At 43.1% G+C, this 16,059-nt stretch carries 14 protein-coding genes and 1 tRNA gene; 10 read left to right on the forward strand and 5 right to left on the reverse strand.

The window, feature by feature from the left end:
• Positions 1 to 199 precede the first annotated feature (199 nt).
• The gene (locus CWC03_RS01140) at positions 200 to 646 is read left to right on the forward strand and encodes a GNAT family N-acetyltransferase (protein ID WP_138580286.1); all 447 of its coding nucleotides are present in this window, start codon (positions 200 to 202) and stop codon (positions 644 to 646) included.
• A 36-nt stretch (positions 647 to 682) separates the two neighbouring features.
• Here CWC03_RS01140 and CWC03_RS01145 read toward each other — a convergent pair whose 3' ends face one another.
• From CWC03_RS01145 to CWC03_RS01160, 4 genes are all read right to left on the reverse strand, one after another.
• Positions 683 to 2,029 (reverse strand): sodium-dependent transporter, encoded by a 1,347-nt coding sequence (locus CWC03_RS01145; protein ID WP_138580244.1) that lies wholly within the window; start codon positions 2,027 to 2,029, stop codon positions 683 to 685.
• A 222-nt stretch (positions 2,030 to 2,251) separates the two neighbouring features.
• On the reverse strand, positions 2,252 to 3,538 hold the full coding sequence (locus CWC03_RS01150; RefSeq protein ID WP_138580245.1) for a sensor histidine kinase: 1,287 nt from the start codon (positions 3,536 to 3,538) through the stop codon (positions 2,252 to 2,254).
• Positions 3,539 to 3,559: 21 nt separating this feature from the next.
• Positions 3,560 to 4,267 carry a response regulator gene (locus CWC03_RS01155; RefSeq protein ID WP_138580246.1) on the reverse strand — a complete coding sequence of 236 codons (708 nt, stop codon included), beginning with the start codon at positions 4,265 to 4,267 and terminating at the stop codon, positions 3,560 to 3,562.
• Between the two features lie 119 nt (positions 4,268 to 4,386).
• Positions 4,387 to 5,190, reverse strand: coding sequence for a hypothetical protein (locus tag CWC03_RS01160; RefSeq protein ID WP_010605083.1), 804 nt, complete (start codon positions 5,188 to 5,190; stop codon positions 4,387 to 4,389).
• A 98-nt stretch (positions 5,191 to 5,288) separates the two neighbouring features.
• Between CWC03_RS01160 and CWC03_RS01165 the strand changes: the two genes are divergently transcribed.
• A complete protein-coding gene (locus tag CWC03_RS01165; protein WP_138580247.1) occupies positions 5,289 to 6,536 on the forward strand; it encodes a serine hydrolase domain-containing protein in 1,248 nt (415 codons plus the stop codon).
• On the opposite strand, the gene yhbY is transcribed toward CWC03_RS01165, so the two are convergent.
• Positions 6,533 to 6,829, reverse strand: a complete 297-nt coding sequence (gene yhbY, locus CWC03_RS01170; protein WP_010373854.1) for a ribosome assembly RNA-binding protein YhbY — start codon at positions 6,827 to 6,829, stop codon at positions 6,533 to 6,535. The two genes, CWC03_RS01165 and yhbY, sit on opposite strands and share 4 nt — an antisense overlap.
• An 86-nt stretch (positions 6,830 to 6,915) precedes the next feature.
• On the opposite strand from yhbY, the gene rlmE reads away from it, so the two are divergent.
• From rlmE to CWC03_RS01210, 8 genes are all read left to right on the forward strand, one after another.
• Entirely contained in the window at positions 6,916 to 7,545 is a 630-nt protein-coding gene (gene rlmE, locus CWC03_RS01175) for a 23S rRNA (uridine(2552)-2'-O)-methyltransferase RlmE (protein WP_017215956.1), read from the forward strand.
• Between the two features lie 67 nt (positions 7,546 to 7,612).
• Positions 7,613 to 9,565 (forward strand): ATP-dependent zinc metalloprotease FtsH, encoded by a 1,953-nt coding sequence (gene ftsH, locus CWC03_RS01180; protein ID WP_138580248.1) that lies wholly within the window; start codon positions 7,613 to 7,615, stop codon positions 9,563 to 9,565.
• A 148-nt stretch (positions 9,566 to 9,713) separates the two neighbouring features.
• Positions 9,714 to 10,559 carry a dihydropteroate synthase gene (folP, locus tag CWC03_RS01185; protein ID WP_138580249.1) on the forward strand — a complete coding sequence of 282 codons (846 nt, stop codon included), beginning with the start codon at positions 9,714 to 9,716 and terminating at the stop codon, positions 10,557 to 10,559.
• The gene (gene glmM / locus CWC03_RS01190; RefSeq protein WP_010373858.1) at positions 10,556 to 11,896 is read left to right on the forward strand and encodes a phosphoglucosamine mutase; all 1,341 of its coding nucleotides are present in this window, start codon (positions 10,556 to 10,558) and stop codon (positions 11,894 to 11,896) included. The genes folP and glmM overlap by 4 nt, the downstream gene beginning before the upstream one ends.
• 79 nt (positions 11,897 to 11,975) lie before the next feature.
• A complete protein-coding gene (gene tpiA, locus CWC03_RS01195) occupies positions 11,976 to 12,716 on the forward strand; it encodes a triose-phosphate isomerase (RefSeq protein WP_138580250.1) in 741 nt (246 codons plus the stop codon).
• 4 nt (positions 12,717 to 12,720) lie between these two features.
• Positions 12,721 to 13,068, forward strand: a complete 348-nt coding sequence (gene secG, locus CWC03_RS01200; protein WP_130126140.1) for a preprotein translocase subunit SecG — start codon at positions 12,721 to 12,723, stop codon at positions 13,066 to 13,068.
• Positions 13,069 to 13,091: 23 nt separating this feature from the next.
• Positions 13,092 to 13,176, forward strand: a tRNA-Leu gene (locus tag CWC03_RS01205).
• A gap of 489 nt (positions 13,177 to 13,665) precedes the next feature.
• On the forward strand, positions 13,666 to 15,909 hold the full coding sequence (locus tag CWC03_RS01210) for a TonB-dependent receptor (RefSeq protein ID WP_138580251.1): 2,244 nt from the start codon (positions 13,666 to 13,668) through the stop codon (positions 15,907 to 15,909).
• Positions 15,910 to 16,059: the final 150 nt, after the last annotated feature.

The following is a 16,059-nucleotide window of genomic DNA, read 5'->3' on the forward strand; positions in this document are numbered from 1 at the left end:
TCAATTTGAAGGAGAAAATCGTACGATAACTTCGTTAAAAATTTCTAATTTAGAACAACTAAATAGCAAAATTTTCGCCTTGCCTACATGAATGTAGGTACCTTGGCGTGAGCAGGATGCGGAAGCGGTGTTATCGACAAGATTTTCTCGCCTCAAAATAGATCACTTAATTAAGCTAATTGGTATGACAGAGAAGAAAATGAATTGGAAAATTAAAAGTTATGATGCGCTCACTAAAGATGAGCTTTTTGAGATTTTAAAACTAAGAGTAGATGTATTCGTTGTGGAACAAGCATGTCCCTATCCAGAAATTGACGATACCGATAGGGCGTCTGAAACTCGACATCTGTTTTTGGTTAAAGATGAACACATCTTAGCGTATGCACGTTGTTATAGAAAATCCGCAACTACCGCATCCATTGGCCGTGTTATTGTTTCATCTATGCTGCGAGGGCAGGGTGTTGCGCATGACCTCATGCATCGCGCGATTGCTTGTTGTGAGATGGATATTGCTCATGAGGCTTTAGTTATTTCTGCACAGTGTTATTTAGACAAGTTTTATACTGGGCTCGGTTTTGTGAAGCAAGGTGAAGAGTATCTAGAAGATGGGATCCCACATCAGGATATGTTATTTGTGAAAAAGTAAAAGAGGCTACGTGTAGCCTCTTTTTTATGAGCGAAATTATAGTGAATTCAAAAATACTGCAGCAATGGCGATTGGACAAACGAAGCGAATGTACCACGGCCATATCTTCCAGAAAAAGCTACTACCAACTTCCGGGCATCCTGATTCAATTTCTTTAAGCAGTTTTGCTCTGTGCCAAATCCAACCGACAAATACACAGCACAACATGCCAAGTAGTGGCTGGCCAAACTTCGTTGTCAGGCTAACAGTAAGGCCGAACAGGGTTTCGATGTTTACCAAAATGGTGAAGCTCACGGCTGTTACCAAGGTGCCGATAATCCAGGTAGCCTGTACTCTTCCCAGTGCGAAACGTTCAACAGCATAGGATACGGGCGCTTCTAACATCGAAATAGATGAGGTGAGTGCGGCAATACTCATCAAAGCAAAGAAAGCAAAACTTACCAAAAGGCCAATACTCCCCATGCTATCAAACAATGCAGGTAATACTTGAAACACTAAGGTGTCTTCATTGAGCAGTGAGCCGTCAGCTGCAAAAATCTCTACGCCTTGTGCTTGCGCGACATACATGGCGGGAATGATAAGTAAGCCAGCAACGAATGCGATAAAGACGTCAATTAAGGTAACCATTGCACCAAGTGAAACTAGATTCTCTTTTTTACTTATGTATGAGCCGTAAATGATCATCACGCTGGTACCGAGCGAAAGCGAGAAAAATGCTTGCCCTAGGGCATCAACGAGTAACTGTGGATTAAGCACAGAAGAAAAGTCAGGAACAAGATACACCTTAAGACCTTCAACGGCACCTTCTTGGGTTAATACATACGCAATTAACGAGAATAAAATACCGATAAGTGCGGGCATCAAACGCTTTGACCACTTTTCTATCCCGTTTTCTACACCTTTACTAATTATGAGCACGGTGAGTGCAATAAAGGCGGCTGTAAAGACGATGTTGCGTGACATAGAGGAATCAGCAAGCCAAGATTGCGCTTGAGTCATTGAGGCAGCTTCCGCGATGGGCTCAAGTGTTGCGCTAAACATCCACCCAGCCACGATGGCATAAAAACTTAAAATAAGACCCGCACAAATTATACCGCCGAACCCGACAACAAAAGCAAGTTTACTTTGCCATGCTGTATTTGTTAGTTTGCGCAGTGAAGACACTGCATTTGCTTGGCCGTGACGACCAACAACGAGTTCTGCCATTAGTGCTGGATAGGCAAGACAAAAAGCCAAAACCAGATAAACTAAAACAAACGCAGCACCACCATTGGAGGCCGTTTGTGTTGGAAACCCCCAAATGTTTCCCAAACCTACCGCCGACCCTGCGGCGGCCATAATAAAACCAAAGCGAGAGCTGAACTCTCCTCGGACATTGCTCATAATTATTATACTTCTCTAAAAATTTCTAACGGCGCTGACAATCTACTGTAATTAAAAAGAAATAAAAAGAGTAAATTACCTTGATTTAGCGCAAGTTTTAACCTGATATTTAGCCGTAATTAAGTTGTTGCACTCAAAAAGCAAAGCTTAGCTTATAAGCCAATGTTTTCACGATTATTTCTGTACGAGATAAGTCGCCGTGTAGCGACTTATTTACAATAATTATTTTTCTTTACAGGGTAGCGAAAGAACAAATTTTGCGCCACCTAGTCGCTCTGACTGGTCAACGGTGGCTGTACCATGATGCCAATCCATGACTTTCGCAACGATTGCAAGGCCTAAGCCATAGCTTTTACCTGCACGGTTGCGGTGAGTTTGCTCTTGAAAGAAAGGACTAAAGACTTTATCCCAATTTTGTCTTGCGATCCCAGGTCCATCGTCTTCAACGGTAATAATGAGCCAATGCTCGGTGCGGTGTGCACTTAATAACACACTGGCAGTGGCAAAATCACAAGCATTGCTGATCAAATTACTTATCGCTCTCGCAAGCCAATGTAAGTCACCATGGATCATTAAGTGCTCAGGAATTTCTACACGACCAGATAGCTTGCTTTTTTGTAGTTTTGGTTGCATTTGCTGCATCAAATCTCGACCATAGCGAGATAGGGTCGTTACTTCATGTTTGAGTAGATGAGACTTTTGTTCAAGCGTCGCAAAAGATAGGTAGCTCGAGAGCATGTCCTCCATTTGATCTAAATCTTTTTCCATGCGTGCTAAATAATCGTGAATGGCACCGATGTCACTTTCATCTAAAGCGGCATCTAGACCAAATCTTAAACACGCAACAGGTGTTCGAATGTCATGAGAAAGACTAGAGGCCATTAGCTTATTCTCAGCCATCAACTTCTCTATTTGGCTTGCCATTCGATTAAAGGTATTTTCTAAGTCACGGATGTACGTGAAATGATTGGGGGCGATGCGCGCGCTTAGATTACCGCTGGCAAAGTGCTTTGCTGCAGTGTTGAGAACGATCAAGCGTTTAACTAACGGAGAGAGAATAAACCATAATATTGCGCAAATGCCACCATAGAAAAATAACGTCAGCAATACGTCGTAATTTGCCTGTTCAACCTGAGGTTTCCATTCTAGTTCAACGTAATCAGGCGCCATTTCAGGCGTTGTTTTTAGCAGATATACATTCTCGTTCTCTATCACTAACCCATCAGGTAGTAACATCTGTTGTTTTAGTTCGAGGGGCATGGCTAAAGTGTCGCCATCTTTATAACGAATGTTGATGTCGAATTGTTGGGCAATTAAAGCCGTTGCATTTTCGCGCTTTTCCTGCTCAATATTCGCAACTTGCTTCGCAAGGCCGGTGATCAGCTTGCTTTGCCACTCAAAACTATCTTCTAAGGGAGCGGTTTGCTGATTGTAGGTGTCGATCACCCAACCTAGTGCAAAGATCGAAATCAATGCACCAGCGAGTAAGTAAATGTAGAGTTTTTTCACGATATTAGCTTGCGACCTTCATTACCAAGCTGACGGCACGAGTAGATATCCTTTACCCCATACCGTTTTAATTTTTTCTGGGTTTTGAGGATCATCATTGAATTTTTTACGCAGGGCAGAAATGAGCACATCGACGCTTCTGTCGAGACCGTCATATTCTCTCCCTTTTGTCGCTTTAAATACTGCATCGCGAGAGACAACTTCACCAGCATGACTAGCTAAAAATTGCAGTAGTAGATATTCGGCACTAGAAACGATGACTTCTTGACCAGCAACACTGACTTTGCGAGCTTGCGTATCGATACATAACTGTCCAACCACGAGTTCGTGATTAGCTGTGTGATGATCTTGGGGTTTTTCCTGTGCAGCGCGCACATTTGCTTTGATCCGAGCGAGTAAGGCTCGAGGACGAACGGGCTTGATAACGTAATCGCTAGCACCGACTTCCAAACCAATGACTTCGTCCATTTCTTCATCTTTAGCAGTGAGCATAATAACAGGCTTGTTATAAAACTGACGTAAGTCGCGACATACACTGATACCGTCCTTACCTGGGAGCATAAGATCAAGTAAAACAAGGTCCGGGTCTAGTGACTTAACACGTTCAATAACTTCATCACCGCGATAGCAGCAATGTGTTTTATAGCCTTGGTTATCAAGATATTCAGCGACCCATTGCGCCAATGAAGTATCATCTTCAACCAATAAGATTGTGCCGTATTGCTCCATGTCTTTACTCCGAACTTTTTATTTTTCTGCGTCGAGTATAATCCTAAAAGCTCCATTGTCTGTAAATAAGTGTAGCGCCAGCTTGTAGTTGACCGCTGTTAAACTGGCGAGTACTTAAGCTACTTAACGTTTAGCTTCTCAATTAAACTTTCGGCTAGGTGTTTTTGCATATCAGCTGTTAACGCTGATACTTCCGTTTGGGTACATGCACCTGCTGTCTTTTCGAGCGGTGAAACCGTTTTAGTTACCTTGTAAGGGGGAATATCAACTGGTTTCTCGCCACGTTGACGGCGTGCCTCGTCGGTATTTTGTGCAACGATAAACGACAGTACATCATGTTCGTTTTCTATTTTCTCCACCTCAGTAAAGGTAAATTGTAGAGGGATACCTTGGAAGCCCGCGCTATCTACCGATGACTTGGCAAACCAGACAACATCTGATGATGCTTGGTGTGCTAAACGCATACTGACAGAAGCCACAATATTAGTACATTGAAATGCTGGTGAATTTTGAGCAAGTTCAGCAATATGTGGGTGTGGATTTCTTGGCCTATCCAGTGCGTAAGTTTTATTAGCTGCAAATTCCAAATCAAGTTGATGAATCGTTAGCGTGTAGTTTGCGTTCTTAGCTGCAACAACCTTTAGGCCTTTTTTCTCAAGTAAAGCAACAATCTGCTTTCTCAGTGTATCAGTCAAGCTTACCTTATCTGCGTTGATGTAGACGGTGTCACCTTGAGCAAGTGGATGAGCGGGTAATTGCACTGATTTAATTCGTGCGGAATTAAGTTCAGTACTATAGCTGATTTGATAAACAGACTTTTTTAGTAGTGGCTTCTTAGGTACATCTAACTTTGGCGCTAATGGCGCTGTGGTGACACATCCAAAAAGTAGACTTGTACATAGAGCTGCTAGCACTAAACGCATTAAAATACCTCAATTAAACAGTTATTTTCTTATATTTAGTGAGTTCCGCCAATTCATCATGTTAGTATGGCGAGCGAGTGTTAATGAGATGAGTCATTATGAAGTCGCTAATTCTCACATTAGTTTGTTTTTTTTGCATTAGTTATCCAAAAATAACAATTGCAAAAGCCCCAAACCAGCAATGGTCACAATTTTTAAAGAGCTATTCTAAGCAAGTCGAGCGCAAACTAAAAGAAAAATCGGTGCCCGGTGCTGCTTTATCCGTCGTGCATGTCGAGCACGGCAGCTACGCAGAAGGTTTTGGCAGGACGAAAAGTCGACATGGAAGAGTGGTCAACGAACAAACTCGCTTTCGCTTGGCATCGGTTTCAAAAACGTTTGCAGGAAGCCTAACGGCTAAATTGGCGAGCGACGGGTATTTTAATATTGACGATAGAGTGAGCAGCTATTTGCCGCAAGTCGCCAAAGGTGATTATAGCCAACTTAAGCTCTATCACTTGTTAAGCCACTCGAGTGGTTTAGTGCCTAATGCCTACGATAATTTAATCGAGTCTCGCATGGACTACCCACAAATTGTTGAGCGCTTACTGCAAGTCAAAGCGTTATGTCAGCCCGGGGAGTGTTATGGATATCAAAATGTCATGTTTAGCTTGATTGGAGATGTTATCGAGCAGGCGACGAATATCAGTTACAAAACTTGGATGGAAGAGTTTATTTTCGCGCCTCTTAATATGCGTAACGCCGGCCTTGGCTACAAGCAAATGACAAAGAATGACAATTTTGCGTGGCCACATGTCAGAGGGCGAAAGCGTTGGCATACCGCTAAATTAAAACCGCATTATTATAAAGTTCTCCCCGCAGCCGGTGTAAACGCCAGTGCTGCTGATATGGCGCAGTGGTTAAAAGCACAATTAGGTCTGTATCCAAGTGTTTTATCACCGGATGCTCTGAGTAAGCAATCAGTGCCGTATACGTTGACGAAACGTGAGCTGCGCAGGCGCGTGTGGCGCGGTCATGTAGAGGAAGCTTACTATGGACTTGGATGGCGAATTTATCGCTATGATGGCAAATTGCTCTATTACCATAGCGGCTGGGTGCAAGGTTATCGTACTGATGTGGTGATTATTCCAGAGCTTGGTATTGGGTTTAGTCTATTGTTAAACGCAGAGAGTGGTATCATTAATCAGTTAACTAACGACTTTATTGTTGACGCATTGGCGCTTGAGAAGAAATTACTGCCTCGGGTGAGTGAGCAAGAAATAACGAAAGTAAAAGCAGAAGAAGCGAGTTTATTACAAGAGATTGCGACGTCTTCAGATGAAAACGTCACAGGCGACAAAGATTAGTTGCGAGGTAACTGGATCTTTTTGTCTTCGCTTTGGCGGTACAACACAATGATATGGCCAATGGTTTGTACTTTATGTGCATTTGTTTCACGAACAATTGCCTCAAAAATCAGCTTCTTAGTTTCACGATCATTGGTTGGTACTTTTACCTTGATAAGTTCGTGAATGTTCAGGTTTTGCTCAATTTCAGCCATGACGCCTTCGGTTAGGCCGTTTGCGCCAAGAAGAACAACTGGGTTTAAAGAATGAGCTAGCCCTTTTAGGAACTGCTTTTGTTTATTTGATAAGGTCATATTGATACAATCTTATTTATTAAAAGGCTTGAATTATCGATATTCTAACGCCATCTAGACAATATTACTAATGAGTTGTAGTTAATATGGCAAATAAAAAACATTCCGCCAGTTCGAAACGTTGGTTAAAAGAACACGTAGAAGACCCGTATGTGCATGAAGCCCAAAAACGTGGCTATCGCTCACGAGCGGTTTTTAAGCTGGAAGAAGTCCAGCAAAAGGATAAATTGATCCGTAAAGGAATGACGGTAGTTGATTTAGGGGCTGCTCCGGGGAGCTGGTCACAGTATCTCGCAGAGCAGGTAGATATTGACGGACAAGTTATTGCTTGTGATATCTTACCGATGGACTCATTAGCGGGTGTCGATTTCCTTCAGGGAGACTTCAGAGAAGAAGCTGTATTAAATGCATTATTGGATAGAATAAACGGCAAGAATGTTGATGTAGTTTTTTCTGATATGGCGCCAAATATGAGCGGAAATATGTCAACCGATCAATCTGGCAGTATGTATCTGGTCGAGCTAGCATTAGATATGTGCCATCAAGTGCTAAAACCAAACGGTGCATTTGCGGTTAAAGTTTTCCAAGGAGAAGGCTTTGATCAATTTGTACAAGAGGTACGTAATTGTTTTAAGGTCGTAAAGATCCGTAAACCAAAAGCGTCTCGTCCTCGTTCACGTGAAGTATATGTAGTGGCGACAGGTTACAAACTGTAGTACAGTTGGAAAGCATCAAGTTGAATTTGAATTTTTTTGGATACAAGAGGTTAACTCCTTGAGCGATATGGCTAAAAATCTAATACTCTGGTTAGTGATTGCAGTAGTGCTAATGACTGTGTTCCAGAGCTTTAACGGTGGCGAACAATATGATCGCCAAACGAGTTACACACAATTTGTAAAGGATGTGCGCAATGGCTCTGTAAGAGAAGTCAGTATTGATCGTCAAACCGGCGTGATTAGTGGCGTTCGTTCAAGTGGCGATCGTTTTCAAACAGTGATCCCATTAACTGATTTGGATTTAGTTAATGACTTACTTAAGAACGATGTAAACATCAAAGGCGTTGCGCCAGAAGAGCAATCGTTTCTTGCAAACATCTTTATTTCTTGGTTTCCAATGCTTTTGCTTATTGGGGTATGGATTTTCTTCATGCGCCAAATGCAAGGCGGTGGCGGCAAAGGCGCGATGTCGTTTGGCAAAAGTAAAGCTCGATTAATGAGCGAAGACCAAGTTAAGACAACATTCGCGGATGTTGCTGGTTGTGACGAGGCGAAAGAGGATGTTACTGAGCTAGTAGATTTCTTGCGTGACCCGTCAAAGTTCCAAAAGTTGGGCGGTAGCATTCCGAAAGGCGTGTTAATGGTTGGTCCTCCTGGTACGGGTAAAACTCTACTTGCGAAAGCCGTTGCTGGTGAAGCAAAAGTACCATTCTTTACTATATCCGGTTCTGACTTCGTAGAAATGTTTGTTGGTGTTGGTGCATCTCGTGTTCGTGATATGTTTGAACAGGCAAAGAAAGCTGCGCCTTGTATCATCTTTATCGATGAAATCGATGCGGTAGGCCGTAAGCGTGGTGCTGGTATGGGCGGTGGTCACGACGAGCGAGAGCAAACACTTAACCAAATGCTTGTAGAAATGGATGGCTTTGAGGGTAACGAAGGTATTATTGTTATCGCTGCTACTAACCGTCCTGATGTACTAGACCCTGCATTATTACGTCCTGGTCGTTTCGATCGCCAAGTCGTAGTTGGTCTTCCGGATATTCGTGGTCGTGAACAAATCTTAAACGTACACATGCGTAAAGTGCCATTAGACGATAATGTTGAAGCGTCTGTGATTGCACGTGGTACGCCGGGTTTTTCTGGTGCTGACTTAGCTAACCTTGTGAATGAAGCTGCACTGTTTGCTGCTCGCGGCAACAAGCGTAAAGTAAGTATGGCGGAGTTTGACGCCGCGAAAGATAAAATCATGATGGGTGCTGAGCGTAAGTCCATGGTGATGAGCGAGCAAGAGAAGGAAATGACGGCTTATCACGAAGCCGGTCACGCGATTGTAGGTCGTTTAGTGCCTGAACATGATCCTGTATATAAAGTGTCGATTATTCCACGTGGTCGCGCGCTGGGTGTAACAATGTACTTACCGGAGCAAGACCGTGTAAGTCACTCTAAGCAACACCTAGAATCTATGCTTTCGAGTTTATACGGTGGTCGTATCGCTGAAGCGCTGATTTACGGCGATGACAAAGTAACGACAGGCGCGAGCAACGATATTGAGCGCGCAACCGATATTGCTAAGAAAATGGTTACTCAGTGGGGCTTAAGTCCGAAACTTGGTCCACAGATGTATTTGGAAGAGCAAGGCGAGATGTACATGGGTGGTGGTTCTCACCGCATGTCAGGTATGTCGGATGAAACCGCTAAGCTTATTGATGCTGAAATTAAAGATTTCATTGATCGCAACTACCAACGTGCGGAGCAAATCCTAAAAGATAATATGGATATTCTTCACACGATGAAAGACGCGTTGATGAAATACGAAACGATTGATGCATTGCAGATTGATGATCTAATGGAGCGCCGTGATGTTCGTCCACCAAGGGATGCGCATGACATTAAGCCAGAGAAAAAAGCGGAATCTGCGAAAGTAACAGAAGTAAAACCTGAGCCTAAAGCTGAAAAACCAGCAGAAGAGCAGTCAAACGACACATCATCAAACTCAGAACTTGATGACAAATCGTAAGATTAGGTAGAATACGACAGCCCCGAGCAATCGGGGCTTTTTTGTATCAGTTGATATAAGTTTTATCAGCACTCAATGCGAGAACTTAAATCAACTGCTATAAGCCTTTCGTTATCATCAAACTTAAACTACAGAAAATAGGTATAGAATGTACGAGTTACGTTTACCCAAAGGGCGCACCCTTAGTTTAGATAAGCCTCAAGTAATGGGGATTTTAAATGTTACTCCCGACTCATTTTCTGACGGTGGACATTTTACTCACCTTGATAGTGCGATAGAGCAAGCAAATTTAATGCTTTCACAAGGCGCTACCATCTTAGACATAGGTGGAGAGTCCACTCGTCCCGGCGCGCCAGACGTACAACTAGAAGAAGAATTACAGCGCGTAATACCGGTTATTAAAGCAATTCGTACACACTCCAACTGTGTGATTTCGGTAGATACCAGTAAAGCCGAGGTGATGAAGCAAGCAATAGAGGCTGGCGCTGATATCATTAATGATGTTCGAGCGTTGCAAGAGCCAGGTGCGCTCGAAGCCGCAGCTCAATACAGGGATGTACCAATTTGTTTAATGCATATGCAAGGTCAACCTCGCTCAATGCAAAATAACCCTCACTATGATGACTTATTTTCAGACATCAGTCAGTTTTTCAAAGCTAGGATCAGTGCGTGCAAGCAAGCTGGGATTGATATCAATCGGCTGATTTTAGATCCTGGCTTTGGCTTCGGTAAATCTCTAGAGCATAACTTTCAGATATTAGGCGGGCTGGACAAGTTTCACGCTTTCAATTTGCCTATTCTGACAGGTCTCTCTAGAAAGTCCATGTTTGGACAACTACTCACTCGGGAAACGCATGAGCGCGTAGCTGCGAGTCTAGCTGGTGCACTGATATGTGTGCAGAAAGGCGCGCACATAATTCGTGTTCATGACGTAAAAGAAACAAGCGACGCGCTTAATGTATGGCTAGCGTCGGTCAATGGAGTTACTCAATGACAACAAGAAAGTACTTCGGTACGGATGGTGTAAGGGGCATGGTGGGCGAGTTCCCAATTACGCCTGAGTTTGCAATGAAACTAGGCTGGGCGGCTGGAAAAGTGCTGTCTGAGCGTGGTACCAAAAAGGTAATTATTGGCAAGGATACCCGTATTTCTGGCTACCTTCTTGAAACCGCGTTAGAGGCTGGATTAATTGCCGCTGGGATCAATGTGATTTTATTAGGGCCTATGCCGACACCTGCTGTTGCTTATTTGACGCAAACGTTCAGAGCTGAGGCTGGTATTGTGATCAGTGCATCTCATAATCCATACCATGATAATGGCATCAAGTTTTTTGGTGGCGATGGCAAAAAGCTCCCTGACGAGGTGGAACTTGCAATAGAAGCAAAGCTGGATGAACCGATGACGTGTGTAGCGTCTGAGAAGCTCGGTAAAGCTAAGCGTCTAGAAAGTGCGGACGGTCGCTATATCGAATTTTGTAAAGGCCAGTTTCCTAAAGAGCTATCGCTTGAAGGGTTGAAAGTGGTATTGGACTGCGCAAATGGCGCGACTTATCACATTGCGCCTAGCGTAATGCGTGAACTTGGTGCGGATGTGATCACAACTGCATGTGAACCGAATGGTGTTAACATCAACGAAAAATGCGGTGCAACGCATGTCGAAGCGTTGAAAAAAGCCGTGCTTGAACATCAAGCGGATGTTGGTATCGCTTATGACGGTGATGGTGACCGAGTTATGATGGTTGATCACGACGGCCATGTATTTGATGGTGATGATATCGTCTATATTATTGCATGCCAAGCTCATGCCGATGGCACATTAGGTGGCGGTGTTGTCGGTACGGTAATGTCTAACATGGGGCTCGAAAACGCCCTTAAATCACGCGGAATTGCTTTTGAGCGCAGTAAGGTCGGTGACCGCTATGTGATGGAGCTTCTTGGTGAGAAAGGCTGGAAAATCGGCGGCGAAAGTTCAGGTCACGTTTTAAATCTGGACCTGATCAGCACCGGTGATGGCATTGTCTCTAGCTTACAAGTGCTTGCAGCCATGGTTGCGCAGAACAAAACATTAAAAGATTTGGGTGAAGGTTTTAGCAAATACCCAATGAAGATGATTAACGTGCGTTATAGCACTAAAGATGATCCAACCGAGCAAGACGCTGTTAAAGCAGTCGTCGCTGAAGTTGAAACTCAGCTTGCAGGTAAGGGCAGAGTGCTATTGCGTAAATCTGGTACAGAGCCAGTGGTTCGCGTCATGGTTGAAGCTCAACAACAGAAGCAAGTTATCGATTTTGCCCAAAAAATCGCTGAAGTTGTTGAATCTGTGAGCAATTAAACCAAAAATTAAATTTATTTCTTGTAACTTCGGGTGAGTAGAGTTAGTATCTCACCCGCTTTCTACTGCGGAGTATCGTATGACAACTAGAAAGCAAATTGTTGCTGGTAATTGGAAAATGAATGGCTCAAAAGCCCTCATTGACCAAATATCAGAAGCAGTAAGCAATCAAACATTTCAAGCAGATGTAATTGTTTTTCCTCCTGCCATGCTCATTGAGCAAGCAGCAAGTAAAGGGCTTACTGTCGGAACACAAACTGTTTCGGAATACAAAGAAGGCGCGTACACTGGAGAAATTCAGGCGTCCCTAGCAAAATCGCTAGGTGCAACATATACCTTAGTTGGTCATTCAGAGCGTCGAGCTATTTATGGCGAAAGCGATGAAGATGTTGCTAATAAATTTGCACAAGCTCAAGAACAAGGTTTGACACCAATTTTATGTGTTGGTGAGACCGAAGAAGAAAGAGAAAATGGGCAGACAGAGCAAGTAGTTGCTAGGCAAATAAACGCAGTTATCACCAAATTAGGTGTAGCAGCGCTAGCAAACTCTGTGATAGCATACGAACCTGTTTGGGCTATTGGTACTGGTAAGACAGCATCTCCTGAGCAAGCGCAAGCAGTACACAAATTTATACGTGATTTGCTTTCAGGCAATGACAAGCAAATTGCACAATCACTGCAACTCCTTTACGGCGGCAGTGTTAATGAACAGAACAGTGAATTGTTATTCGCACAAGACGATATAGATGGTGGACTTATCGGTGGCGCAAGCCTAAAACCTGAGAGTTTCGCTGCTATATGCAGAAGTGCAAAAGGATAAGTAAATGTACGAAATTCTAATGGTTGTTTACTTAATTGTGGCATTAGCATTAATTGGTATGGTGTTAATTCAACAAGGTAAAGGCGCAGATATGGGCTCTTCGTTCGGTGCAGGTGCATCAGCGACAGTTTTTGGCTCATCAGGCGCAGGCAACTTTATGACCAAGACAACAACAATCTTAGCAACGGTATTCTTTGTGCTAAGTATTGTTCTAGGTAACCTAACTACGGGTCAGATTAAAAAGACTAATGAGTGGGAAAATCTAGAGGCACCAGCTGCTGCAACAACGGTTCCAGCTTCAAATGATGTGCCAGCGACAGAAGAAAATCCAGCTTCTGACGTACCTAACTAATCATTAGGAAATACACCGAATTTGCGAATGTGGTGGAATTGGTAGACACGCCATCTTGAGGGGGTGGTGGCTTCGGCCGTGGGGGTTCAAGTCCCCCCATTCGCACCAAATAAATAAACCAGCTTAGGCTGGTTTTTTTTCGTCTACCGTTTGTCGCTAAGTCTAATTAGTCTTACAATTCACAGGTTCGCTATTCGTCAATAGAAGTTATTTCAAACAAATATAAACCATGGTAAAAATCTAGGTAAAGTTTCAATTTAGTAACATATTATCCAGTTATCCGGTATAATTACTTGTTCTATAACGATTTTTTATTAAAATTAATTTCCTAACATTGGTTTTATTATGGTTACAAAATCCCTAAAAGTAATTTTTATTAAATAAATATTTCAATTTGCCCAAGTTGTGACTACAATACCCCTCCAGAGGAAAGAGATGCCCCTAGTGCATCTTTTTTTATGCCCAAAATTTGTAGTGTTTAAGTCTATTTAGATTTAACGGATTACTGGGCTAGAAGTAATAACACTGAGCTTGTTACTTCTCTAGTTTGCGACCTCTCGCAACTAGCACACACACGGTGATTCCTTTGGAGATTATATGATTACAGTTTTACCTCGCCTTGGTTTATCTGCGATTTCAGCTGCAGTGTTAGCAGCAGTAGCCCTTCCTAGTACAGCATTGGCTGAACAAGCTAATGTAGAGCAAGAAAAACAAGTTTTTGAAAAAATAGAAGTGACTGCTCGTAAACGTACAGAAAGCTTGTTCGAAACGCCTACTGCAATTACTTCTATCGGTGCTAGTGATATTGATAAAGCCAATATCAGCAATCTAGACGATATTGGTAAGTTCGTTCCAAACTTAAATATTACTCGCTATGGTGTAGGTAACGCTGCACATGCTTCTGTATTTATCCGTGGTATTGGTCTACAGGACCATGTGATCACCACAGATCCTGGTGTTGGTGTGTACGTTGATGGTGTATATCTTGGCCGTCAGATGGGTTCTAACCTTTCATTGCCCAATGTTGAACGCGTAGAAGTACTACGTGGTCCACAAGGTACACTGTACGGCCGTAATACATTAGGCGGTGCCGTAAATGTGATCACTAAACAACCTGGCGCTGAAGAAGTTGCACGCGTTGAAGCTAAAATAGGTTCTCGCGGTCGTTTAGCGACTGATCTTTATACAAGCCAAACGTTAACAGACACACTAAGCTTTTCTGCAAGTGCTTCTTATAAAGAGCGTGATGGTGTAGGTAAAGCAATCAACTTAGCAAATCCTGAAAAAGAAATCGGTGAAGAACAAGAGTTTAGTGGTCGCTTAGCACTTAGATGGCAAGCGACGAATGATTTAGTTGTCACCGCTGCATTTGACGGCGTTGAGAACGAGTCTGGTCAATCGCCGTATACTATCGAATTAACAGATCCACTAGACTCAAATGACCCTTTCAATGGTGATTTCCCATTGCTAGATGAATCTATGCTGCCAAGCAATCCTGATGATTTGGCAACAACGGTTGCTGGCATTGAAAGCAATGATTATTCTGGTTGGGGCGGCTCCGTGACTGCTGATTGGCAAGCAAGTGATGTTTATTCGGTTAAATTTATCGCAAGCAAGCGTAGCTCTGAATATACCGGCGGCCTAGATGACGATGCGGTAGCACTTAATCTATCAGAATTCCCAGAAGAGGGCGGTGCAGATCAGTACTCATTTGAACTACAGCTAAATGGTACTTATGACTCTTGGGATTTTGTATCGGGTCTTTATTACTTTAACGAAGACGGCTTTACCAGCTCTGGTCCGTTCGTATTTAGCCCATGGAACACGCCAAATGGATTATTGAATGATGGTCAGACCGCTTCTTTTGGTGGCTACGGTTACTTTGACATCAACCAAGAAACCGATGCCTATGCGGCATATATCAATGCAAGCTTTGACGTGACTGAGTTACTCAGCATTGGTGGTGGTTTACGTTACTCTGAAGACAAAAAAGAGGCAAACGCGCTATTCCCAAGCTTTGGTGCTCGTAAATACGTTAGCGCAGACTTTGACGAAGTGACGTGGGATGTGAATGCGTCATACCAGCTAACTCGTGACATCAATGTCTACGCACAGGTTCAAAAAGGATACCAAAGTGGCGGCTTCCCACCTCGCCCATTTGGCGGCCCAGATCAATTCGCTGCGTTTGATGAAACTAAAGCAATTAACTACGAAATTGGTTTCAAAGGCCAAGTGCATGAAAACGTATCTATGATGGTTGCTGCATTTGTAACGGATTACACCGATCTGGCGTTACCTTTCAACGACCCGACAGCTGGTGGTGGTTTCGTCACTATCGTGGAAAATGCGGGTGAGTCGAAAGCACAAGGTATTGAACTTGAAACGACAGTCGCAATTACTGATGATTTCTCAGTACGCAGCTCAATCGGTTATCTAGACTCTGAAATTACCCATGTTGATGAAGGTGTTATTGGTATTGGTAAAGGCGATGCGCCAGCACTTACGCCAAGATGGACTGTGATGGTGGCACCATCTTACTTCCATGACTTAGAGCATGGTGCAACGATTGCAGTTAACGCCAGCTACTCGTACCGCTCAGACATGCAAGGTCAGTCTGTAACACGTGCAAGCGAGCATATTGATTCTCGCGAATTGTTAGGCTTTAACATCTCATACACCAACGCTGAAGGCGATATGGAAGTAACGTTATACGGTGAAAACGTGCTTAACGAAGTGTACGATGTAGGTCGTCTACAGCAAAGTGGCTTTGTTGGTGTCATGCGCAGCAATGACCGCAGTGAGTTTGGTATTAAGTTCAAAAAAGAATTCTGGTTAGATTAATCTAGCCCTAGTTTGAAGATAGAAAAAGCCGCTTAGTTTCTTACTACGCGGCTTTTTTTATTTTAAATGTCTCGTACTAAATTATTTTGAAACATTTCAATCTCATTCAGTATGCACAAAGTAATGGATATAACTGATTGTTTACATTGT

Origin of the sequence: Pseudoalteromonas sp. S2755 (assembly GCF_005886535.1) — a bacterium.
GTDB lineage: Bacteria > Pseudomonadota > Gammaproteobacteria > Enterobacterales > Alteromonadaceae > Pseudoalteromonas.